Annotated in this window: 17 protein-coding genes; 11 read left to right on the forward strand and 6 right to left on the reverse strand. The window is 49.9% G+C overall.

Annotated elements, in window-relative coordinates:
- Nucleotides 1-217 precede the first annotated feature (217 nt).
- The 4 genes from AC4GL5_RS06195 to AC4GL5_RS06210 all read left to right on the forward strand — a co-directional run bounded on the left by AC4GL5_RS06195 (nucleotide 218) and on the right by AC4GL5_RS06210 (nucleotide 4,369).
- A complete protein-coding gene (locus tag AC4GL5_RS06195) occupies nucleotides 218-1,360 on the forward strand; it encodes a GGDEF domain-containing protein (protein ID WP_490381925.1) in 1,143 nt (380 codons plus the stop codon).
- Between the two features lie 258 nt (nucleotides 1,361-1,618).
- Nucleotides 1,619-2,083: an ATP-dependent zinc protease family protein gene (locus AC4GL5_RS06200; RefSeq protein ID WP_490381926.1), complete on the forward strand. Its 465-nt coding sequence runs from the start codon at nucleotides 1,619-1,621 to the stop codon at nucleotides 2,081-2,083.
- A gap of 189 nt (nucleotides 2,084-2,272) precedes the next feature.
- Nucleotides 2,273-3,178, forward strand: coding sequence for a 30S ribosomal protein S6--L-glutamate ligase (gene rimK, locus AC4GL5_RS06205; RefSeq protein WP_490381927.1), 906 nt, complete (start codon nucleotides 2,273-2,275; stop codon nucleotides 3,176-3,178).
- 126 nt (nucleotides 3,179-3,304) lie between these two features.
- Nucleotides 3,305-4,369, forward strand: a complete 1,065-nt coding sequence (locus AC4GL5_RS06210; RefSeq protein WP_490381928.1) for a succinylglutamate desuccinylase/aspartoacylase family protein — start codon at nucleotides 3,305-3,307, stop codon at nucleotides 4,367-4,369.
- Between the two features lie 78 nt (nucleotides 4,370-4,447).
- Here the strand turns inward: AC4GL5_RS06210 and AC4GL5_RS06215 are convergent, their stop codons facing one another.
- Nucleotides 4,448-4,927: a YbjN domain-containing protein gene (locus AC4GL5_RS06215; protein ID WP_490381929.1), complete on the reverse strand. Its 480-nt coding sequence runs from the start codon at nucleotides 4,925-4,927 to the stop codon at nucleotides 4,448-4,450.
- Nucleotides 4,928-5,370: 443 nt separating this feature from the next.
- Here AC4GL5_RS06215 and AC4GL5_RS06220 point away from each other — a divergent pair, with 443 nt between their 5' ends.
- From AC4GL5_RS06220 to AC4GL5_RS06230, 3 genes are all read left to right on the forward strand, one after another.
- A complete protein-coding gene (locus tag AC4GL5_RS06220) occupies nucleotides 5,371-6,390 on the forward strand; it encodes a Bug family tripartite tricarboxylate transporter substrate binding protein (protein ID WP_490381930.1) in 1,020 nt (339 codons plus the stop codon).
- A gap of 220 nt (nucleotides 6,391-6,610) precedes the next feature.
- Nucleotides 6,611-7,180 carry a tripartite tricarboxylate transporter TctB family protein gene (locus AC4GL5_RS06225; RefSeq protein ID WP_490381931.1) on the forward strand — a complete coding sequence of 190 codons (570 nt, stop codon included), beginning with the start codon at nucleotides 6,611-6,613 and terminating at the stop codon, nucleotides 7,178-7,180.
- A gap of 4 nt (nucleotides 7,181-7,184) precedes the next feature.
- Entirely contained in the window at nucleotides 7,185-8,738 is a 1,554-nt protein-coding gene (locus AC4GL5_RS06230; protein ID WP_490381932.1) for a tripartite tricarboxylate transporter permease, read from the forward strand.
- A 248-nt stretch (nucleotides 8,739-8,986) separates the two neighbouring features.
- Here the strand turns inward: AC4GL5_RS06230 and AC4GL5_RS06235 are convergent, their stop codons facing one another.
- The 3 genes from AC4GL5_RS06235 to nhaD form a co-directional block, all read right to left on the reverse strand.
- Nucleotides 8,987-9,769, reverse strand: coding sequence for a response regulator (locus AC4GL5_RS06235; RefSeq protein ID WP_490381933.1), 783 nt, complete (start codon nucleotides 9,767-9,769; stop codon nucleotides 8,987-8,989).
- A 134-nt stretch (nucleotides 9,770-9,903) separates the two neighbouring features.
- The gene (locus AC4GL5_RS06240) at nucleotides 9,904-11,580 is read right to left on the reverse strand and encodes an ATP-binding protein (protein ID WP_490381934.1); all 1,677 of its coding nucleotides are present in this window, start codon (nucleotides 11,578-11,580) and stop codon (nucleotides 9,904-9,906) included.
- 137 nt (nucleotides 11,581-11,717) lie between these two features.
- Complete coding sequence (nhaD, locus tag AC4GL5_RS06245) at nucleotides 11,718-12,968, reverse strand: sodium:proton antiporter NhaD (RefSeq protein WP_490381935.1); 1,251 nt, start codon at nucleotides 12,966-12,968, stop codon at nucleotides 11,718-11,720.
- A 339-nt stretch (nucleotides 12,969-13,307) separates the two neighbouring features.
- On the opposite strand from nhaD, the gene AC4GL5_RS06250 reads away from it, so the two are divergent.
- The 3 genes from AC4GL5_RS06250 (at nucleotide 13,308) to AC4GL5_RS06260 (ending at nucleotide 18,319) form a co-directional block, all read left to right on the forward strand.
- Nucleotides 13,308-14,867: a protein adenylyltransferase SelO gene (locus AC4GL5_RS06250; protein ID WP_490381936.1), complete on the forward strand. Its 1,560-nt coding sequence runs from the start codon at nucleotides 13,308-13,310 to the stop codon at nucleotides 14,865-14,867.
- Between the two features lie 189 nt (nucleotides 14,868-15,056).
- A complete protein-coding gene (locus AC4GL5_RS06255) occupies nucleotides 15,057-15,659 on the forward strand; it encodes a CBS domain-containing protein (protein WP_490381937.1) in 603 nt (200 codons plus the stop codon).
- A complete protein-coding gene (locus tag AC4GL5_RS06260; RefSeq protein WP_490381956.1) occupies nucleotides 15,659-18,319 on the forward strand; it encodes an EAL domain-containing protein in 2,661 nt (886 codons plus the stop codon). Before AC4GL5_RS06255 ends, AC4GL5_RS06260 begins: the two co-directional genes overlap by 1 nt.
- Before the next feature lie 84 nt (nucleotides 18,320-18,403).
- On the opposite strand, the gene AC4GL5_RS06265 is transcribed toward AC4GL5_RS06260, so the two are convergent.
- Nucleotides 18,404-20,515: a methyl-accepting chemotaxis protein gene (locus AC4GL5_RS06265; RefSeq protein WP_490381938.1), complete on the reverse strand. Its 2,112-nt coding sequence runs from the start codon at nucleotides 20,513-20,515 to the stop codon at nucleotides 18,404-18,406.
- Between the two features lie 428 nt (nucleotides 20,516-20,943).
- Between AC4GL5_RS06265 and AC4GL5_RS06270 the strand changes: the two genes are divergently transcribed.
- On the forward strand, nucleotides 20,944-21,804 hold the full coding sequence (locus AC4GL5_RS06270) for a cupin-like domain-containing protein (RefSeq protein ID WP_490381939.1): 861 nt from the start codon (nucleotides 20,944-20,946) through the stop codon (nucleotides 21,802-21,804).
- On the opposite strand, the gene AC4GL5_RS06275 is transcribed toward AC4GL5_RS06270, so the two are convergent.
- Nucleotides 21,801-22,574 carry a lysophospholipid acyltransferase family protein gene (locus tag AC4GL5_RS06275; RefSeq protein ID WP_490381940.1) on the reverse strand — a complete coding sequence of 258 codons (774 nt, stop codon included), beginning with the start codon at nucleotides 22,572-22,574 and terminating at the stop codon, nucleotides 21,801-21,803. The two genes, AC4GL5_RS06270 and AC4GL5_RS06275, sit on opposite strands and share 4 nt — an antisense overlap.

Here is a 22,574-nt window from a genome sequence, read left to right on the forward strand (position 1 = left end):
GTTTAAGGGCCTGTGCTTTGCCAAACAACGGGCGTAATTCTAGCACTATCAATTAGTTAGGCACAACCATAGATTTTGCTCTTTTCTGAAAAATCCCATCTATACTTGTAAAGTTTATGCGTTAGCAATTTTGGCTTATTTGGCTTCAGCCGGATCAACACCAATAACATGCCATACAGCCACCAAGGCTGACTCAAATGGCGGGCAGGATACCTGAATGGCTTTACCGGAATGGCTTCACTGGGATGATCAACAGCATCGGCTGCTCTTTTTAGGGCAGCCAGCAACCCTCTTCTGGCAACAACCTTCATTGGCCTCCATGATGGTCCCCCTCTATGAAGAGCTGGGAGAAACCTACTTCTCTCTGCTGGTTGCCTACTCAGCCAGCCATCACTCTGAAACAGACTACGAAGTCATTACCCGCTACGACGACGAATCTTTTATCAATGGTCTGCTGCATTGGGGTGAAAAGATTGCCACCGCAGGCTGGGGGGAGATTACCGGAGCCAGTTTTGACGATGCCCTGCCCTCTGCTCAGCTTATTATCAAAAACCCCTGGGAACACCAGCTGTTCCCGGATATGCAGGAAGAACATGCTTTGCCATTTCTCTGCGGTAAACTCTCCGGAATCTTTAGCCTGCATCTGCAGCGTAATATGCGGGCACGGGTTTCCAGCCTGGAAATCTTAGGGAACGAGTGTCTTGCTCGTGTGAGAATTGCGCCCTCAAACATTACCTTACAGGCCGAACTTCAGACACTGGCAGAGACAGAAGGCTTTACCCGGGTCGAAAAACTGCAGTTTATGAATCAACAGCTCACTCAAAAGAATATCGAACTGGAAGCCAGTAATCGCCGCTTATCAGAACTCGCCACCCTGGATGCTCTGACCGGTATGGCCAACCGCCGATACTTTATGGAACTGACAGAGCGCGAGTTCAACGTTTGCCGCCGTTACCGCTATACCTCCAGCATGCTGATGCTGGATATCGACTTCTTTAAAGAGATTAACGATCAATATGGCCATCTGGCGGGAGATGAGGTGCTAAAGGGCATCGCTGAGATATGCAAAGAACTACTCCGTAAAACAGACTTTTGTGGTCGCTTCGGTGGTGAGGAATTTCTGATTATGCTGCCTCATACCGATCTGGACGGCGCCTGTGTGATCGGCCAGCGTCTGGGACTACGCATCAGTCAACTGGTCACCCCCTATGAAGAGCACAAACTGCAGGTCACGATCAGTATGGGGGTCAGTTCCTACAAGTCGACTGATCAGGTATTAGACAGCTGGCTTAAGCGAGTGGACGATGCTCTTTATGACGCTAAACATCAGGGCCGTAATCAATTGATCTGCCGACCGTGATTTTCATCACAAATGCCAGACAGATCTGCTTTTTTAGCGCCACAAAGAGGGATTTTATCTTTTTTCGGTTTTCGTTGATTTTTTTATTGACGCTGGTTTTTACCGACATAGAATGCCGCATCTTTTCTGCGCCCCACCCTGTCATAAACATTTCGTATACCCGGGAATTGTTGAGACACGCTCTTTATCTGAGGCGCATTAAACCGTAGAGTCATCTAATCTGTAATTCAGGATGAACTCCCGCTGTAAGGAAAAAAAATGACAGAACATCACACCAAAAAAAGTATCGTCGGTTGGCGCGAAGCGATTGCAGTTCCCTCTTTGGGCGTGGAAGAAGTGATCGCTAAAGTGGATACCGGTGCCCGCACATCGGCAATACATGCTTTTTTTGTTGAACCCTTCACAGGCAAAGATGGCCGCGACTGGGTTCGCTTCGGGCTGCACCCGCTAAGAAAAAAGCAGGAGCCGGAACTGATTGTAGAGGCTCCGATCAAAGATCGTCGTGCTGTCAGCGATTCTGGCGGTCACACCGAAGAGCGCTATGTTATCGAAACCGAACTGCATGTAGGCGATGTTAAAGTGATGGCTGAAGTTACCCTCACCGATCGCGAAACCATGGCATACCGCATGCTGCTGGGCCGAACAGCTCTGAGAGGGCACTTTATTGTTGATTCAGATCTCTCCTACGCCTGTTCAGAGCCTAAGTTACACCCTAAGGACTAACGCGGCTGCAGATACCCTCTCTACTGATGTTGAAAGCCCTTAGCCTGACAGAACAACCAGTCTCCAGCCGGAAATAACAAGGGAAGCCCCCTGACTCGGCTGCCATTTTAAACGCCCTTTCACCCATATATACCTTGTGTCTCAAAGGGCGGTATCAAACACGATATTCAAATTGTAAAAGGAAGCCCCATGAAAATCGGCATCTTGTCCCGCAACGCAAATCTATACTCCACCCGCCGCCTGGTGGAAGCCTGTGAACAACGTGGTCATGAAGTCCAGGTCATTGACACCCTGAAGTGCTACATGGATATCACCTCATCCTCTCCGGCGGTTTGGTATCAGGGTGAAAAACTGGAAGGCTTCGATGCCATCATTCCTCGTATCGGTGCATCGGTAACCCAATATGGTCTGTCGGTCATCCGTCAGTTTGAGATGATGGGTGCTTATACCCTGACAGAATCCATCGCACTGGGTCGCTCCCGTGACAAACTACGCTCTCTGCAACTCTTGTCCCGCAAGGGCGTAGGTATGCCAAAAACCGGTTTTGCCCATAGTGTTGATAACACCAAAGAGCTGATCGATCTGGTTGGTGGTGCCCCTTTGGTGATTAAGCTGACCGAAGGTACTCAGGGTAAAGGCGTTGTGCTGGCTGAAACCCGCAAAGCGGCAGAAAGTGTGATCGACGCCTTCCGTGAACTGGAAGCTGATATTCTGGTACAGGAATTTATCAAGGAAGCCGGTGGCTCTGATGTGCGTTGTCTGGTGATCGGCAAGAAAGTAGTGGCCGCTATGGAGCGTACCGCTGCTGAAGGCGAATTCCGCTCCAACCTGCACAGAGGCGGTACCGCCCAGCTAACCAAGCTAACACCCGATGAACGCGCAACAGCAATCAAAGCGGCGCAATGCATGGGGTTGAATATCGCAGGTGTCGACCTGCTGCGTTCGAACCGTGGACCTCTGGTGATGGAAGTTAACTCTTCTCCGGGCCTTGAAGGTATCGAAAACGCCACCAAGAAGGATGTGGCCACCCTGATTATTGAATTTATCGAACTGAACGCCAAGCCCAACAGCACCAAAACCCGCGGAAAAGGCTAACAGCAAGGCTCAGGCAGTTCGCTCTGCCTGAGCCTTAATCATTCAGAAACATCAAAGCAATACCGATCTAAATAAGAAGAATCAGGCCAAAAGCCTGCCGGAAAACGCTCACTCGGAGCCTAATGCATGAAAGCGACACCTCTGGAAATCAATGGAGTGACCATTCTTCCCGGTCAACGCCGCACACTGAAAATCCCTATTGCAGCAATGGTCACCAACGCTGATGTCAACCTCACTATTCAGGTCATTCACGGTAAAAAGCCAGGCCCAGTACTGTTGGTCAGTGCCGCCATCCACGGTGATGAGATTAACGGTGTTGAGGTCATCCGCCGCCTGCTGAAACTGCGCCAGCTATCCAGCCTGTCCGGAACACTGATTGTTGTCCCTATCGTCAATATTCACGGTTTTGTCGCCCACAGTCGCTATCTGCCCGACGGCCGTGACCTGAACCGCAGCTTTCCGGGATCACCCAAAGGATCTTTGGCCGGACGCATGGCCTACAGCTTTATTGAACAGGTTGTCAGCCATGCCACCCACGGTATCGACCTGCATACCGGAGCACGTCACAGAGCTAACCTGCCTCAGATCCGCTTTGACCCCACGAATGAGACCTGCACAGAGATGGCCCGCGCCTTTGGCCTACCGGTTATTCTGCACTCCGAGTGCAAAGAAGGTACCTTCCGAAAAGCGGCAGCAGATAAAGGCATCCCGATTATTCTCTACGAAGCCGGGGAAGCGCTGCGCTTTGATGAGGTCTGCATCCGCGCCGGAATGAACGGTATCGTTAACGTGATGCGCCAGCTGGGTATGATTCGTAAAGTTCGCCGTAAAAAAGAACCACAGGAACCCACCGTTGCCCTGAACTCTATCTGGGTGCGCTCACCCACCAGCGGCATCCTGCGAACGCTGCTACCACTGGGAGCACGCACCACCAAGGGCAGTGTTATCGCTCTGGTTGCCGATCCGATGGGCGAGTTTGAGGTGGAAGTTATCGCGCCCTGCGACGGTATCGTGATTGGCCGGGTCAACCTGCCGCTGGTGCACGAAGGAGAAGCCCTGTTCCATATCGCCCGCTTTAAAGAAGACACCAGCGATATTGTGGATCAGGTAGAAGCCTGGTCAGAAGAGCTGGAACCGGACACCCCGATGGAGCCGCCTTCTCAGCCGGACATCGCACCAATTATTACCTAAAGGCAAGCGCCTAAGGTACTATGAACCAAAGACCGCAAGCCATTGGCACGCGGTTTTTTCAATCTACCTCAACCCACTTCAGTGCAAATAGCTCCCTTCCGATTCCTCATCGTCACTATCCGGGCCTTCGGGATAGGTGATGACGCCCATGTTCTGGCAATCACTCACCAGCTGCCGGGTGTACTCCATCACATTGAGCAGGAAATGACGGAACTGGCTGAAGGAAACACCGGCGCGGGTGTGCAGGGTATCCATCATGATCAGTTTTGGCAGGGCTTCGTCGCTGACTTCTACAAACACTTTCAGATGCGGAAATGCCATATTGATTCGCCCCATCTCGATGGTCAGAGGCAACAGTGCGGTTGGCCGTAGCTCGACCTCTGTAGTGAGCACTAAATGGTCCGCCTCAACAAAGATCCGGCTGTCCAGTACTCCATCCAGCTGCTGCAGATCCGTCAGATGCAGACCATCACAGTGCTCACAGATGTAGTTGGTGGTTGAACCTTCGTTTAACCAGCGCCTGACCTGGTCACTGTCAGGTACAAATAGGGGTTCCATAATATCCTCGATAAGTCTTTATAAGACCGAGTCGTTTGATCTGTTTTATCTCTTGTTTTCATTATAACGAGCTGCCCGAGCTACGCATAGGAAAGACACGGCTAAGTCATCGCTACCACTGGATTTTTCCGGTGCCTGCTATTTCCCGGCCGATCAGCTAACTGATTACTGCCCGACCATGTCATCACCCCGCTATCACAATTCTGCCCGCCGTGGTTTTTATGAACAAAATGCCCTTTAAGAAATAAAAAGCCTTTAAGTTCATAAACTTCTGCTTTGTCACCTCGTTAACTAAGGTTCATGGCATGTTCAACTTGCCATGAACAGATCTGAAGAAGGTCACTGGCGGGCAGCACCGCCGGAAACAACCAAAGCGTCCATCACATTATTAGATGCGTTAACTGAAAAGAACCCCGATAAAAATAATCAACGAGGTCACCATCATGAAAACCAATCAATCATTCACCCGTCGCTCTTTTTCACGGAGAGCGCTGCTGAAAATGGCTGCGGCCGTTGCGTTCACAGGCGCACTGTCTCTGCCTCTGTCGGTTAATGCCGCACAGGCTCAGGTTGAGAGCATTCACTTTCTGGTGCCTGGTGGCGCTGGTGGTGGCTGGGATGGCACAGCACGCGGTACCGGTGAAGCGCTGAAAAAATCCGGTCTGGTGAACAAGGTTTCCTTCCAGAACCTGTCCGGTGGCGGCGGTGGTAAAGCGATCGCTTACCTGATCGAAACCGCAGCACAGCAAAAAGATACTCTGATGGTGAACTCAACACCGATCGTTATCCGTTCTCTGACCGGTGTTTTCCCACAGTCTTTCCGTGATCTGACGCCGGTAGCCGGTACGATTGCCGACTACGGTGCTTTGGTCGTGCGTAACGACAGCCCATACAACCACTGGGATGACGTGATCGCGGATTACCGTGAAAACCCACGTAAAGTGAAATTTGCCGGTGGTTCTACCCGGGGCAGCATGGACCATCTGGTACCTGCAGCAGCGATTAAAGAAGAAGGTTTTGATCCACGCTCCCTACGCTACATCGCCTACGATGCAGGCGGTAAAGCGATGGCGGGCCTGCTGTCCGGTGAAGCGGATCTGCTGTCCACAGGTCTCGGTGAAGCACTGGAAATGGCAAAAGCCGGTCAGGTTCGTATTCTGGCGACCACGGCACCAAAACGTACACCTGATGCGCCAAACGTTCCGACTCTGAAAGAGATGGGCAACAACACCGTATTTGCCAACTGGCGTGGTTTCTTTGGTGCGCCGGGTATGAGCGATGCCAAACGTGATGAGCTGGCGAAAGTGCTGGGTGATATGTACAACACTGAAGCCTGGGAAACGGTTCGCTCCCGCAACGGCTGGGTTAACGACTACAAGCCGACCACTGAGTTTGTCACCTTCCTGGAAGCACAGGAAGAGCAGGTAGGTAGTCTGATGCGTGAACTGGGCTTCCTGAAGTAAGCACAGCACACCCTGAGCGAACAGCGGTGGTAACCGAGCCTGATCAGGTTCCGGTCACCACCGTTACCACTACGATCTCAAACACACCTCAGGTACTGCGCCAAGTACTGCACTAAGTACTACAGCCCGCTACGGCTGCAGCAACCACCTCAGGTCTGTTTCTATCTGATTTGAATTCAATATCTTTTCCGGGGGCTTTCGTCTTCGGCTGGAGTTCGTCATGTCTAACCATCAGACACCTTCAAAACCTGTGACCTCTGTATCGACGTCATCCTTATCTTTGAACAAGGATCTGATCGGCGGCCTGATTTTTCTGGCGCTGTCGATCGGCTACGGGTTATCAGCTCAGCTGATCCCGTATTTCCCCGGTGATGAATATGAACCGTTTACAGCACGTACCCTACCTTATGTTCTGTCTGTTCTGGGTACGGTGCTGTCTTTTTCGCTGGTGATCAACGCACTGCGCGAACAGCAAAAAAACAAACAACAGGCAAGCGACGAGCTGGCGGTTCCGACCCTGACGCCTGCATTGGGCTACGACTGGTCAACGGTGATCAAGCTGCTGGCCATTATGGTGATCTACGCCATGGGGCTTAAGTGGATGGGTTTTGTGATCGCCACCACCTTCTTCCTGTTTACCGGTTTCTGGGTACTGGGTGAACGACGCAAAAAGATCCTGTTTGGTGCGTCACTGCCTTTTGTACTGGTGTTCTGGTTTGCACTGACACAACTGCTGGATATCTATCTGGCTCCGGGCCAGCTGTTTGCCCTGATCGGTTTCGGAGGTTAATCCCATGTTAGACGGTATCTTAACGGGTCTGGGCACCGCCGTAATGCCCATGAATCTGCTGATGGTTTTCGTCGGCTGCTTTGTCGGTACCTTTATCGGCATGTTACCGGGTCTTGGCCCTATTTCGGCCATCGCCCTGATGATTCCTATTACCTATGGTCTGGAACCTTCCTCGGGCATCATTCTGATGGCCGGTGTTTACTACGGTGCGATCTTTGGCGGTTCAACCTCCTCCATTCTGATCAACGCACCGGGTTGTTCCAGTACCGTAGTTACCGCGTTTGACGGTTACCCGCTGGCTCAGAAGGGTCAGGCAGGTAAAGCATTAGCACTGGCGGCTTATGCGTCCTTCACCGGCGGTACTATTTCAGCCATTTTCCTTTTAGTCGCAGCACCGGCTCTGGCCAGCGTGTCCCTGAGCTTTCAGTCAGCAGATTACTTTGCCCTGATGGTTCTTGGCCTGACCGCTGTTGCGGCCTTTTCTGGCAAAGGTCAGGTGATAAAAGCGCTTTTGATGACGGTTCTGGGTCTGATGATCTCAACCGTGGGCACCGACCGCTCTACCGGTGTTGAGCGTTTCACCTTCGGCAATATCGATCTGATGGACGGTATCAGCTTCCTGCTGCTGGCGATGGCTACCTTTGCTCTGGCAGAAGTCGTGATGGCCGTACTGAAGCGTGATCACCTGAAAGAGGAAGAGAACGAAACCGATTCCAGCCAGATCGGCAGCATGGCCGTGACCAAAGAGGAAGTGAAAGAGGTTGCTCCAACGGCGCTGCGCTCTTCGGTTCTGGGCTTTATCGTGGGCGTTCTGCCGGGTGCCGGTGCGACCATCGCGGCCTTCCTGGCTTACGGTATGGAACGTAACCTCGCCAGTGCGAAAGAGAAACTGAAGTTTGGTTTTGGTTCTTTGCGCGGTCTGGTTGCCCCTGAAGCGGCTAACAACGCCTCATCATCCGGCTCTTTTGTACCGCTTCTGACACTGGGTATTCCGGGTTCCGGTACCACCGCCATCATGCTGGGTGCCCTGATCGCTTACGGTATTCAGCCGGGCCCACGCATGATGATCGACAACCCGGACGTGTTCTGGTCGGTGATTGTGTCTATGTACATCGGCAACATCGTACTGCTGATTCTGAACCTGCCGCTGATTCCGTATATCTCTAAGCTGCTGATGATTCCACGTACCGTACTGGTGCCGATGATTCTCTTCTTTGCGATTACCGGTGTGTATCTGGTCTCATTCAACACCTTCGATATCGTCATGATGGTGGCGTTCTGTATGGCGGCGATCGGTCTGCGTATGCTGAACTTCCCGATGGCACCTCTACTGCTGGGCTTTGTTCTGGGTGGTCTGATGGAGAACAATCTGCGTCGCGCTCTGATGATCTCTGACGGCAGCCTCTCCTTCCTGTGGGAACGTCCGATTACGCTGGTCATTGTCTGCATTACCGTACTGGTTCTGGCGGCTCCGATTGTTCAGATGCTGCTGCAGAAAAAACGTGACAAAGCGGCTCTTAACGCTGACACAAACAGCGGCACAGAGAAAACCGCCTGATCAGTAAAAAAGAACAGGAACGAGAGGAAACAAATCATTATTTTTCGGTGATTTAGCAAGGCTCAGGAACTTTTATCAGCCAGAGCATCTAAATGACCGTTGCCCACCTGAACGGATCTCTCATCGGGTGGGTATACATTCGGAATGGGTCGAGCATTCGTGCTCACTATTTAGCCGGTATCCTGTAGGGGAATACCGGCTTTTTTTGTTTCGGGGATTCTGAAAAGGGGATGGCCGGAGGGGGCTGCTCAGCGGTTCGATTTTCGGCGATAGCGACGCTCAGGCCGGCCCACTGTGCCGTAGCTGATATCCGCTTCCAGCTGTTCACAGCTGACCAGATATTCCAGATAACGACGGGCGGTGGTTCGGCTGACGCCCACCAGCTGCCCCAGTGTCTCGGCGTTAACCGCTTCGGTCACGTCCGTGTCAAAAGCTGCCACGATCTTATCCAAAGTCAGGGCATCAATCCCCTTGGGCAGATTCTTATGGCGGGTCCCTGAGTCCGCAGCAGGCTCAGAGGCAGAGGCATCGCCCATACCGTCAGCCGTCGGCGCAGCATCATTACGCGGCATCAGCTGATCCACATCCTGTTGTGCCAGACTGGAATCCTGCTGAACCAGTGCTTCCAGCTGCTGCCGGTGGCGGCTGTAGTTCTGCAGTGCCGCCTGTAAACGGTCAAACACCAGCGGCTTAAGGATGTAATCAAAAACCCCGCCACGCAGGGCGGCCTGCAGCGTTGACGCTTCTTTAGCCGCGGTCACCAGAATCACATCGGTAGCCTGATTACGTCCGCGCAGCTCCTGCAGTAACTCAAGGCCGGTGCCTTCCGGGAAATGAATATCCAGCAGGATCAGATCGGGCTGCAGAATCTCCGTCAGATCCCGCGCCTCATCCAGTGTCAGCGCGATGCCCTCGACCTCAAAACCCGGAATCTTTTCGATAAAACGCTGCTGAATCTCAGCGATGCGCCGGTCATCCTCTGCGATCACGATGCGGTAGGATGCTGTGGGTGTATTAGCGGCCTGTGTCATAAGTTAACCATCGCTCTGTTGTTATTTTAAAAGCGGTTCATTATATCGCTTAGGCTTGTTAATCACCTGATTTCATTCGCCAAATTCGGCATGAATCCGTATCAGTAAGACAGCCGGATAGTAAAACAGCCGGATCAACCCTTAGGCTGCTTCGGAATATAAACCACAGCACGGGTACCTTTCGGCTCAAGAGGTTCCAGGGCGATCTCCCCCTGCAGACGCTTCAGCGCCTGTGCCACCAGATAAAGTCCATAGCCATGATTCTCACCGGGTTTACTGCTCACACCTTTGCCAAACAGAGCATCGGCGGTTTGAGGATCAACGCCGTCCCCTTCATCCTCGACTTCAAAGATCAGATCATTGCCCAGATCCGTCATCGACAGACGGATATGCTTGGCATGTCCGGCATCCAGCGAGGCATCCATGGCGTTATCCAGCAGATTAGCCAAAATCGTCACCAGCAGTTCCCGGGGCAGATGATCCGGCAGATCCTGCATCTCACTTTCCGGGTCGATCTCCAGCGTCAGCCCCAACTCCCGGGCGCGGTTATATTTACCCAGAATACAGCCGGACAGCACCGGATCCGGCACGGCGGTGAGCAAAAAGTGCAGCAGGGTCTGATGATCCCGGGTTTCCTGCCCGATCAGGTCTATCGCCTGATCGGTTGCGCCAATCTGAATCAGACCGGCAATGGTATGCAGCTTGTTGGAGTATTCATGTGCCTGACTGCGCAGGGTATCCGCGTAGATCTGCATACGGTTCAGCTGATCGGTCAGTCGATCCAGCTCATCTTTACGCCGGAAACTGGATACCGCGCCGATCACCTTCCTGGGATAGCCCCGGACACCACTCTGAAACAGAGGGATCCGGTTCACCAGAACCCGGTGACCACCAATAATATCTTCTTTATCCAGCAAGGGTTTGCCGGATTGCATCACCTGCAGCAGGTCACTGTTAGGCTGAAACTCACGGATATTGCGCCCCTGCATACTCTCGTTAGGATCTAAACCAAAGATATTAAGCGCGGCTTCATTAAAAGTCGTGACATTGCCTTTGGGATTAATCGCAATGATCCCCTCGCGAACCGATTGCAGGGTCGCATTTCGCTCCTGATAGAGACGGGCGATCTCTTCCGGCTCAAAGCCAAAAATGGCCCGCTTAAAGTAGTCACTGATCAGCTTGGCCAGAAAGAGACTCACCAGAACCGTTGCCGCTGAAAACCACCAGATTCCGGTCTGATAATGCCCGACGACCTGATCGATCTGGTTGAGCATATAGCCAACGGAGATGATGCCGATCACCTTCTGATGCCCATCTTCACGGTCTGAGTCTGCGGTAGAAAAAACAGGCACCTTACCCCGCACCGAGGGCCCAAGACTGCCGACAGCTTTAGAGACATACTCCTCCCCCAACTCCAACGCCCGGGCGTTGTCGCCACCAACCATCTTCTTACCGATCCGGTCTGGCAAGGGGTGAGCATACCGGACACCCTGTTCATCACCCACCACAATAAAACGCGCCCCGATCGCTGAGCGTATCTCTTCCACCAGTGGCTGTATCTTACGGCTGTCGCCCTGCTCAAGCCCCTCGCGTATCTGAGGTAGCCGGGCAACGGCACGGGCAACATCCAGCGCCTGCTGTCCCATTTGAGCTTCCAGTGTACGGGCAATAAAGTTAAGGGATACAGCCCCCATCGCCAGCGTCAGCAGCAGGGCAAAACCACCCAGCAGAATCAGCATCCTGGCTTGCAGATTCAGCCGGAACGAGAAGCTCAGGGATCGGGACAGAGAAAGACGGGCGATGGAAGACACAGATGGCTCCTGTCATTCAAGGGTTAGGTTGAGCCAATAGGGGGCTCTGAATAATCCAAGTATGACAGAAAGTTAACCGGAAAGGCGGACAACAAAAAGGCCAGCAATGCTGGCCTTTCCGGGATCTTTAAGCGAGATCAGAACATCCAGTGACCCAGCGCCCAGGCACCAGCATAACCCAGGGTATAAGCGATCAGCAGCGGCAAAATAAAGCGCACATAGCGACCAAAGGTCAGGGCACCGATTTTGCTCATCATCACGATACCCGCCGCGGAACCGATCACCAGCAGCGAACCGCCGACACCCACGGCGTAGGTCAGCCCCATCCACTCCTGCGTGCTCATCTCGATACCCGCTTTCAGTACTGCGGCCGTCAGGGGGACGTTATCAATACCGGCAGACAATACCCCCATCAGATAGTTAGCCAGCAAAGGCGGCATGATCTCATAGAGTGTGACCAGACTTTCCAGAACACCAATTTCTTTCAGCATGCCAACCAGTAGCAGAATACCCAGGAAGAACAACAGGGTTTCAAATTCAATCACCCGGATGTAATCCATAATGGGATCTTCGTTGTCATCATCGAAGAAACGCGCCACCAGAAACATCAGCGACATACCCGCCAGGAAGGTCAGCATTGGCGGAATGTGGAACAAGGCATTAAAGGCGATCGTCAGCAGAATAGTGCTCAGAAAGACGACCGCGATAATCAGGTCCACCCGACGAATCGGCGTGATCTTCTTCTCAATCACCACATCCCCTTTCAGACCGAAAGAGAGCATCAGCGTCAGGGACACAACACCGATCAGCGCCGGCAGGGAAAGATACAGCAGCTGTAGTACACCGACATGTCCCGACAGGAAAATCATCAGGGTGGTCACATCACCGGTAATCAGCGCGACACCCCCGGAGTTAACCGCAAAAACCACCAGAGCAGCAAAGCGCAGCGTCTTTTTAGCTTCAAGATTAAGGGAGAGAATCAGCGCGGCAGATACCAGCGTCGCGGTGATGTTATCGGCAATAGAGGAGAAGATGAAACAGAACAGGCCGGTCAGCACCAGCAGCATCTTCTCGGAGATCCGCGAGGGCAGGAAGAGATAGATCAGGTTCTGAATCAGCCCTTTTTTGTTCAGGTAGGCAACAAAGGTCATCGCTGCGACCAGAAACAGCCAGAGTTCGGCGATCTCAGAGATACTCTCCGACAGGCCTTCTTCAATGCGGACAAGTCCGGCATCGCTCTCCGGGAAAATAAACATCAAAAGCCAGGAAACCGTTCCCAGAAACAGGGTCACTTTGGCTTTGTTAATATGGATTACTTCTTCAAAAACAACACCTAACAGCGCTAAAAAAGCCAGCGCCAGCAGGACAGTATGCAGCAGTTCGGTCATTGGGGGGCCTTCTTGATTGTTATCTTATTATAACTGCAGGCAAGACCGCCGATTGCGCGCATCCTGAATCGGATGTCTGTAAGACAGGCTCAACAGCGGTCTATGATGCAGTGCGGCAAAATTTTAGGATCCCGATTATAGGCCCAAACACCCGCCAACAGGTATAGGCCTTGCGAGGTATTTTTTAACTGAGGCGACTTTAGGTCCTTTGGATGAAAAATATGAGACTTAAGGATCTGTTTTTAACCCCGCAACGACCCCGTCATAAAACGGCTCCCATGGACAATTCCGACTAAAAAACTATGATATAGACTCAGCCCGTTCAGAGAGAGCTACATTTTGAGCCTTCCCGCAAACTCTCAACCGATCAAGCCCACTGCGTTAGATCAGCTTCAGCTGATCAATCATTATCGGCAACTACCGGAACATCACTACCAGTCTCTGACACCATCACCACTGAAGGCCCCCTGGCTGGTCAGCGCCAATCACGATGTCGCTAAAAAACTGGGGTTGGACCTGAACACCCTGGATCCCCGGAGACTGGCAGAATATGTCGGTGGTCAGAGACTGTTCAGCGGCAGTAAGCCTTTGGCGATGAAATACACGGGACACCAGTTTGGCGTCTACAACCCTCAACTGGGGGATGGTCGCGGCCTGTTGCTGGGCGAACATAAAGGCCCGGATGGCATACTGCGGGACCTTCACCTCAAAGGTGCCGGAAAAACAGCCTACTCACGCTTTGGCGATGGCCGGGCCGTTTTGCACTCCAGCATTCGGGAATATCTGGCCAGTGCAGCGATGACCGGCCTGGGGATTCCGACGACTGAAGCGCTCTGTGTGGTCGGTTCCCCGGAGACGGTATTACGGGAGGGCTTTCCGGAACCTTGCGCAACGCTGTTACGAGTAACCCCCTGCCATATCCGGTTCGGCCACTTTGAACATCTTTACCACAAGCGTCGATTCGACGAACTCGCTCAGCTCACTGACTATGTCATCAAGCGCTATTTCCCTGAATTAGTAAAAACCGATAACCCACCTTTGGGGCTGATACGCAACGTGATCCGGCTCAGCGCTACCTTGGTTGCTCGATGGCAGGCCTACGGTTTTGTTCACGGCGTCATGAATACCGACAATATGTCGATCATTGGTGAGACCTTTGATTATGGACCCTTCCAGTTTATGGACCACTTTAAAGCGGATCAGGTCAGCAACCACTCTGACCATCAGGGTCGCTACGCCTTTAAACATCAGCCTGAGGTGATGCACTGGAATCTGATTTGTCTGGCACAGTGCTTTATGCCATTGGTATCCCGTGAGGAAAAAGTTGCTCAGTCATTACTGGAAAAAGAGCTGGAAGGCTTCACAGAGATCTATGAGCAGGAATACCTGACACTGATGCGTCGGCGTTTGGGCTTACGCAGTTATTCACAACAGTCCGAAGATGAAACCGACAAGCAACTGATCAAAGACCTCTGGCAACTATTAGAAGTGCAAAAAACTGACATCATCCTCTTCTTCCGACTTTTGAGTGAAACCCCAGCCATAAAACAAGGTGAAAAACTGGCAGGTATCTGCACCTATCCCTCAGCCTTTGAGCTTTGGCTAAAGCAGTATCATCAGCGCCTTGTACAAGAACAAGAACAAGAACAAGAACAAGAACAAGAACAAGAATTAGAAAAACAGCGCCTGTCTGAGATGCAAAACGTGAACCCGGTTTACCTGTTGCGTAATTATATGGCGCAGGAAGCGATCACACAGGCTCATCAGGGTGACATAACGCGGATAAATGAACTTCTGATCCTGCTGAGAGAGCCTTTTCGCTACCATCCGCAACGGCCTGAATATGCAGGACAGCCTCCTGACCGGGCAGCGAAAGTCTGCCTGAGCTGCTCCTCCTGAGGGCAGTCTTCTACCTTGCTAACCTGCCTCAAAAAAGGAACCGGCCATATTTTGATACATTAATAATAAATGTTAATCTTTCGTCCAAGAGGATGCGTTATTATTATGCTCAGTTCCTGTTATGGGAGTCTTCCGGTGTTTAACCCGCAGCACCATCACTTCGGTCTTCAGAAATAGCCAGGAGAAGCAATGGAATCCCCGAAAGTCAGCCAGATGCTGTCTCCTCAACTGATCACGGTTTCACCGCAAGAAGATATCTCCGCCGTACTCCAGCTAATGCAGCAGGAAAAAAGCAGCTGCGTCGTTGTCATCTCGAAAGATCAGAAGCCACTCGGAATCTTTACCGAACATCATCTGATTCATCAGCTGGCCCAAAGCCAGCAGCTCAAAGGCTCAATTCAAGAGTATGCCCATGATGCCATTGTCATCAGTGAGCAGATGCATCGCAACGATGCCTTTATTCTGATGAATGATCATCAGGTTAGTCACCTGGTCGTCGTTAATGACGCTGGAGATATCATGGGTGTTGTCTGCAACAAAGATTTCACCAACCACTTTCTGCATATGCCCGTGGCAATCAACCTGAAAGTTCAACAGGTGATGAACCGCCAAGTGGTTACTCTTGCTGCTAAAGACAGCCTGCAACAAGCTTTGTACGCCATGGACAAAGCGCATATCAGTTCTATTGTGGTGACTGAAGACGATCGGGCTATTGGCATTATCAGTGAAAGAGATCTGGTACAGCTGGCACTGGAACACACGCAACTATCCCATACCCGCTTTATGATGTGATGCACACCCCTGTGCTGAGCGTTGAAAGTGACTGCCTTATTCTGACCGCTCTGCAGCGTATGGATCAGTATAAAGTGCGCCGCTTTATCGTGACGGATACAGACCAAAAGATCTGCGGCATCATCACACATCATGATATCAGTCGCGCGATTCAGATGAGCTACGTGGACTATCTCGAAGCTGAACTACAGAGTCGCGAGGACAAGTTCAGTTTATTAAAAAGCCAGCTAGAAAAAGTCGATCAGAAATCGCTGCTCACAACACTGATGGATCAGGTAAGAGATGGTATTTACATTCTGTCGGCCAATAGTCTGAATGTAGTGGATGTCAACCGGCAAGCCTGCCAGCAAACCGGATTCAGCCGGGAAGAGCTTATCGGTAAGCATCTGACAGATATATCCAGCTATGCGGTAAATATTAGCCCTGAAGGCATGAAAGAGCAGTTGAAAGCCCATCAATCACTATTCTTTCACACTGAACATAAAATCAAGCATGGCGGTATGCTCCCGGTAGAGGTCAACACCAATCTGGTTCAGCTGGGTGATGATGATTACTTTGTCGCCTCTGCCCGGGATATTTCCGAGCGACTTCGTATAGAAGAAAACCTGAGGGAACGGGAGGAAACCTACCGCAGTGTGATTGAAACCTCGATGGATGGTTTCTGGATCGTCGACGCAGAAGGCAAAATTCTGGAAGTGAATCAGGCCTACTGCGATATGGTGGGCTATAGCGAAAACGAAATTCTGCAAATGACTATTTATGATCTGAGCAATGAAGACACAGATCAAATCAAAAAGCACATTGCAGAAATATCTCGTCAGGGACGGGGGTTATTTGAGACCTCTCATCGCTGTAAAGATGGCCACCTCATTGATGTCGAAGTCAAAACCTCATATTGGCCCCATCGGGGTGGTCGCTTTTTTGTTCATCTGAAAGATATCACTCAAAGCAAACAGAACGAACTTCGCCTAAAACAGGCTGCTGCTGTTTTTGAAAATACAAACGAAGCCGTCATGGTTGTCAGTGCCCGTTTAAAAATTCAACGGGTGAATAAAGCCTTCTGCAATATGACAGGTTATACCGAGGAACAGGTTCTGGGACTCTCCCCGGCCATTCTTCAGTCTGAAGAGCAGGATCGTCGCTTCTATAAAGCGATGTGGCACAGTATCAGAACCTATGGCCACTGGCAGGGTGAACTCATCAGTCGACGGGCCGATGGCAGCACCTACCCGGAGCTACTTAACATCAGTGTCGTTTGGGACCACAAGGGTCAAATTAATCACTACGTAGGCGTTTTTGCTGACCTTTCCGAGCAACGGGAATCCGAAAGCCGACTGATGTTTTTGGATTATCACGATCCTCTGACGGGCCTGGCTAACCGTAAAAACCTAATGATGCGCACTGATCACGCTATCCGACAGCTACCTAAAGAGAAACATCAGGTCGCTCTGATTGTGATCGGGCTCGACCGTTTCAAGAATGTTAACGACAGTTACGGCCATAGCAGCGGAGACGAACTACTACGCCATATAGCTCGCATGCTGAATCAGAAAGTGCCCGAGGCGGATACCGTCTGTCGCTTGGGTGGCGATGAGTTCGCACTGCTGTTTGATCATCTCTCCGATACCGATGAACTTATTCGTATTGCGAACAACCTGATTCGACACATTAGCCAACTCTGGAAGTTGTCTGATAACCGTACGGTGAAACTAGGTGCCAGCATGGGTATCAGCCTGGCACCTCAAAACGGGATGGATGCCGATACGCTTTTACAACATGCGGACGCAGCCCTTTTTCAGGCGAAAAATGAGGGGCGCTCAAGGCTACGCTTCTTCTCTGATGAGCTGACAGAAAATGCCCGTAAACGTCTTGAGCTGGAAACCAGCATGCATACGGCACTGCTTCAGAATCAGCTTGAGGTTTATTATCAGCCCCAGGTGGATATTCTCAGTCAGGAGATCATGGGCGCAGAAGCTCTGGTACGTTGGCACCATCCGATTGACGGCCTGATTCCACCAACCAATTTTATCCCTCAGTGCGAAGAAAACGGCCTGATTCATGAGATCGGCCTAAAGGTACTGGAACAAACCTGTCGTCAGGGCAAAGCCTGGCTCGATGCCGGTTTTGAACCGCTTCAACTGGCTGTTAACCTCTCACCGGTTCAACTGCGCAACCCGGAACTGTATGTCCACATTACCCGAATATTACTGGAAACAGGCTTCCCACCGCAGCATCTGGAACTGGAGCTGACGGAAAGCAGCCTGATGGGCAATCCGGAGCAGCCGATGAAACTGCTGAACCAACTGAAAGATATCGGCATTAAGCTTGCCATCGATGATTTTGGTACCGGTTACTCCTCCTTCACTCAGCTGAAACAGTTGCCCCTAGATCTGTTAAAGATTGATAAAAGCTTTATTGATGAGATCGATCAGAATCAGGATGATTTTGAAATTGTCGCAGCGATCACAGCGATGGGTCAGGCGCTGGGTTTAAAAGTGTTAGCCGAAGGGGTGGAAACAAAACATCAGCTTCATGCTCTGGCAGATCTAAAGTGTGACCGCTATCAGGGTTACCTGCTCAGTAAACCTGTCCCGGCAGACATATTTACGGCTCTGAGACTGCGCCATAAAACAGAGCACGGTATTAACTTTTCGATTTAGCCTATCTCATTCAAATCAGCTAAAACAAAAAAACGGAACGCCAGGTTCCGTTTTTTGTACTCACACGCTTTCCATTGCTATTGATTAAACCTTCAGGCGACTTAGCTGGTCATCCAGTAATCCCACAACCAGCGTTAACTCCTGACGCACGCCATCAATGGTCTGAGCCTGATCATGAAGATCTTTAGCGGTATCACCAATGCCCACAACGCTCCGACTGATTTCAGCATTAACCTGGCTCTGCTCTTCAGCCGCTGATGCAACCTGCACCGTATTATCAGCAATCAGATTCACCTGAGCCGCCAGCTCTTTCAGGCTCTCAACACTATCGGCAATACTCCGCGTTGTCTCTTCAGAACGGCTGCGGTTGGCTTCGATCTGCTCTACCGCCTCACTCACATTGCTTTGCAGCCGTTTTACCAGCTCGTTGATCTCTTCTGTAGACTTCTGAGTGTTTGCTGCAAGAGTTCGCACTTCATCAGCAACCACTGCAAAACCCCGGCCCTGATCACCTGCCCGAGCGGCTTCAATAGCGGCATTCAGTGCCAACAGATTCGTTTGTTCTGCAATATCAGAGATCGTGCTGACAATCTGATTAATATCTTCACTGCGTGCCGATACGCGGGTAATGCGCTCGCTGTTTTCAGCCATCGCCTGAGCAATTGTCTGCACCTGCAGTACACTGTGATCAAAGCTGGACTGGGTGTTCTGCAGAATTTTCTCAGAAACCTGAGTCCCTTCAGCACTGGTCGATGCCAGGCGAGCAACTTCAGCACTGGTCGATGCCATCTCTTCCATGGCCGTGGCCACACTGTCGGTTTCTGCGGTCTGCCGGGCGATCGTCTCTGTGGTTATCGTAGTTGCTTCACTCAACAGGTTTGTCTGTTTCTGTACCTGCAGACTTTGCTCCTGCAGTGCAAGGATCATCTCACGCAAGCGAGCGATAAACTGATTAATACCCTGGCTGATTTCGATCAGCTCTCGATGATTTTCAATGTTCAGTGTCTGGGTCAGATCACCATCAGCACTGCTCAGATTAAATACCCGCTCCCGCATCTGGTTAAGAGGTCGGGTAATACTGCCCACAAAAATAATGATAGCGGCAGCAGCAACGCCAAGAATCACAAAAGAAAGTATCAACTGAGTGCCGAGTGTATTACGGACATCTTCTTTGAGTTCCGCCTTAAGCTGGTTAACGCCGGCAAAAGCAACCGATTCCGGAACCGTCAATACGAGATGCCAGTCGATATCCGGTGCCTCAATATGAATAGGCTGATCAATAACCAGCAACTGATTAAATTCAAAAACACCGTCATTTTTATTTTCTAAGATCTGCGCAAAGCTCTGATCAGCTTCACTTAATGGACGGGATAGTTTCTGAGCATACTGGCTACTGGCTACGATTCTTTTCTTTCCTGTAATCAGGTGCAGCTGAGCCTTACCGTCAAACAGCTTAGCGGACATCTCTTTCATCAGTTTCTGCAACACAGGCAGGTTGATATCAGAACCTGCAACACCGACAAAGCGCCCATCACGCTTCAGGGCTGTTACCAGACTTGTCATCAGCACCTCATTGCCCGGCTCGATCTCATACAGGTACGGCTCAACAATGCAACTCTTACCTGTCTCATAACTGCAGAGATACCACTCAGACTCACGATCACCCAGCTCATTAGGAGTCGTGGAATATTTTGCCTGAGGATCTTCTGTTACATAGTGAGTCAGGGTGTCGCCTTCACGAACCCAATAAGTTTCCAGTGTGCCGATATGTGTCGTGTGATCACCGGTCCCCATCATCGTCTCATCACTTCCGTCATAACCATTTTTTTCAAACTGAATATAAGCGGAACTGACCAAAGGATTAGCCTCGAGAGACTGTCGGGCTAACACCTGCACTTCATCGCGACTCAGGCGCTTATCGGGGTCATTCAAACCTGCAGATACAATACGATTCATCGTAACCGCCGTATCAAAAGCCCGGTTCATATAACTGCCAACATCACTGGCTACGCGAAAAGATGCCTGCTCAAGAATGTCATGAACACGTTCACGACTGGATATGGATATCTGACCAATAACTTCCTGTGAGGTATGCTTCATCGCATTCGTACCAACCCAGGACATACCACCAAGTGCGATCATCAGAAGCAAGAGAGAGAACAGAAGAAGCTTATTACGCAATGACCATGTTTTCATAGATTAAAATCTCATCAATTATCAAATTGAGCAGTCCATGCACCAAGGCTGCATAAGCGGCTCTGAACCCGAATAATCCTGCCCGGATTGCTTTTATGGTTGTTCAACACCCAATTAAACAGGCTAATCAAGTTAACTGTAGCTGGATAATCCTAAGATACATAATCTTACATAAGACAAGCAAGATATAAATCATGCCAACATGTTTTAAAGCAACCCAAGCTAACGCCAGCAACTCAATCAGTCGGATGCCTGAGGTTTCATGGACTCACTGATGCTTGAAAGTTGCTGAAAATCAGTTAGCTCAAGACTATTCGAAAAATTTCCACATTATATTAAGACAAAATTATTAATCTTTTGTGACATCGTTCATGGCACCGAAAAATATAAAATGCTAGTTTCTAAAAAGTTTAGTGAGGCTAATAAAAATGGACAAAATAAGACTTAAACCAATCGATATAGAACATGAAATATCAAAAGAATATTTCAAGAAAAACTATCTGAAAGCGAACAAGCCCGTTATATTGAAAGATTTCAGTCGCAATTGGGACGCCTTAGATAAATGGGATTACGAATACCTTAAGAAAGGGTGCGGTCAGGTCGAGGTTCCCCTATACGATGAAGCCTTTGCGAATAGTGATAACGATTATTTGCAGGAATCAAAAAAAATGAAATTCGGGGAATATCTAAATTTAATTGAAAATAAACCGACAAAGCTAAGAATGTTTCTTTTCAATGTCATAAAGTACATGCCCTGTTTAAAAAATGACTTCAGCTTCCCTGACCTTGGTGTGAAATATATTAAATCACATCCATTTTTATTTGTTGGCGGGCGTGATGCATATGTGGACATACATTACGATCTGGATCATAGCCATGTATTTCTGACTCAAATAAAGGGTAAAAAAAAGGTGATTCTTTATTCCAGTGAAGACTCGAAGAATCTATATCAACACCCTTTTACAGTATCGTGCAATATCGACTTTCGAAACCCAGACCTAAACAGGTACCCAAAATTAAAAAATCTCCAAGGCTTTACACACACGCTTGAACCGGGAGAAACAATCTTCATTCCCAGCTGCTGGTGGCACTATATCGAGTACTCAACAGATGGAATAAGCCTGACTTTGCGGGCGATGCCTGATGGAATAATGGCAAAAGCAAAAGGACTGATCAGCATTTTTAAGCTTAAGATAATTGATCACTATGTTGGTAAATTATTGGGCTCAAAGAAATGGTATGACATCAAAGAAAAATGGGCTCACAACCGAGCCCAACAGGGCAGTTAACTGGACTGTAAAATCTGTTTGTGGCCGCTCTCAACATGCTGCTGCGCCCAATTGGCAAGTTCCTTTCGGCCCTGAAAGAAACTTGCCCTTTCAGGAGCATGAAAAAAAACATTCACATGGGTTCTTTTTCTCATTAGCAACCTGAAAAAATGCACACCTAAAGATGTTTCATCGTACCAGGGGTAAAACGCATCTAAGCTGGTTTTACTACTGGAACAGGATAAGTCAGGGCAAAGAATGGTTACCGGCTGAATATGGAACTCATCGACAATCCCTTCCGTAAAGACAAATTCAAGAAGAGAAGATTTAAATGGCAAAACCTTACTACCATCGCTAGTGGTGCCTTCAGCAAAAAGAACAAGCTTCCGGTCCCCCAGAACACAATGTCTTAACTGAGAAACCTGCTCACGCGATTTTATGGGTCGTCTTTCAACAAACACGGTATCACACATTTTAGCCAGCCACCCAATAACCGGCCAAGTCATGACTTCCTTTTTCGATATAAAAGAAAAATTACAAATCGAGCCAAGCACAGGTATATCCAGATAAGATGTATGATTGGATATTATAAGTAACGGTTTATTATGAGAAAAACCACCAAAAGAATTAATCTTTAAACCAACAATATAACAGGCACCTTTGTTCCAAAGTTTTGCAATTCCCTTTGCCGCTTCAGGATAAAGCCAACGAGCCAATAAAAATGGAATTATCAGTATAGAAAACCAAACAATAAAAGATAAAATCCTAAAAACAAAACGAACCAAAGTCAT

Source organism: Oceanospirillum sp. (assembly GCF_982874595.1).

Bases quoted from the DNA above. Each gene is read 5' to 3' on its own strand.
- AC4GL5_RS06195 (WP_490381925.1), top strand. From the start codon at position 218: ATGGCTTTACCGGAATGGCTTCACTGGGATGATCAACAGCATCGGCTG.
- AC4GL5_RS06200 (WP_490381926.1), top strand. From the start codon at position 1,619: ATGACAGAACATCACACCAAAAAAAGTATCGTCGGTTGGCGCGAAGCG.
- rimK (WP_490381927.1), top strand. From the start codon at position 2,273: ATGAAAATCGGCATCTTGTCCCGCAACGCAAATCTATACTCCACCCGC.
- AC4GL5_RS06210 (WP_490381928.1), top strand. From the start codon at position 3,305: ATGAAAGCGACACCTCTGGAAATCAATGGAGTGACCATTCTTCCCGGT.
- AC4GL5_RS06215 (WP_490381929.1), bottom strand. From the start codon at position 4,927: ATGGAACCCCTATTTGTACCTGACAGTGACCAGGTCAGGCGCTGGTTA.
- AC4GL5_RS06220 (WP_490381930.1), top strand. From the start codon at position 5,371: ATGAAAACCAATCAATCATTCACCCGTCGCTCTTTTTCACGGAGAGCG.
- AC4GL5_RS06225 (WP_490381931.1), top strand. From the start codon at position 6,611: ATGTCTAACCATCAGACACCTTCAAAACCTGTGACCTCTGTATCGACG.
- AC4GL5_RS06230 (WP_490381932.1), top strand. From the start codon at position 7,185: ATGTTAGACGGTATCTTAACGGGTCTGGGCACCGCCGTAATGCCCATG.
- AC4GL5_RS06235 (WP_490381933.1), bottom strand. From the start codon at position 9,769: ATGACACAGGCCGCTAATACACCCACAGCATCCTACCGCATCGTGATC.
- nhaD (WP_490381935.1), bottom strand. From the start codon at position 12,968: ATGACCGAACTGCTGCATACTGTCCTGCTGGCGCTGGCTTTTTTAGCG.
- AC4GL5_RS06255 (WP_490381937.1), top strand. From the start codon at position 15,057: ATGGAATCCCCGAAAGTCAGCCAGATGCTGTCTCCTCAACTGATCACG.
- AC4GL5_RS06260 (WP_490381956.1), top strand. From the start codon at position 15,659: ATGCACACCCCTGTGCTGAGCGTTGAAAGTGACTGCCTTATTCTGACC.
- AC4GL5_RS06265 (WP_490381938.1), bottom strand. From the start codon at position 20,515: ATGAAAACATGGTCATTGCGTAATAAGCTTCTTCTGTTCTCTCTCTTG.
- AC4GL5_RS06270 (WP_490381939.1), top strand. From the start codon at position 20,944: ATGGACAAAATAAGACTTAAACCAATCGATATAGAACATGAAATATCA.
- AC4GL5_RS06275 (WP_490381940.1), bottom strand. From the start codon at position 22,574: ATGACTTTGGTTCGTTTTGTTTTTAGGATTTTATCTTTTATTGTTTGG.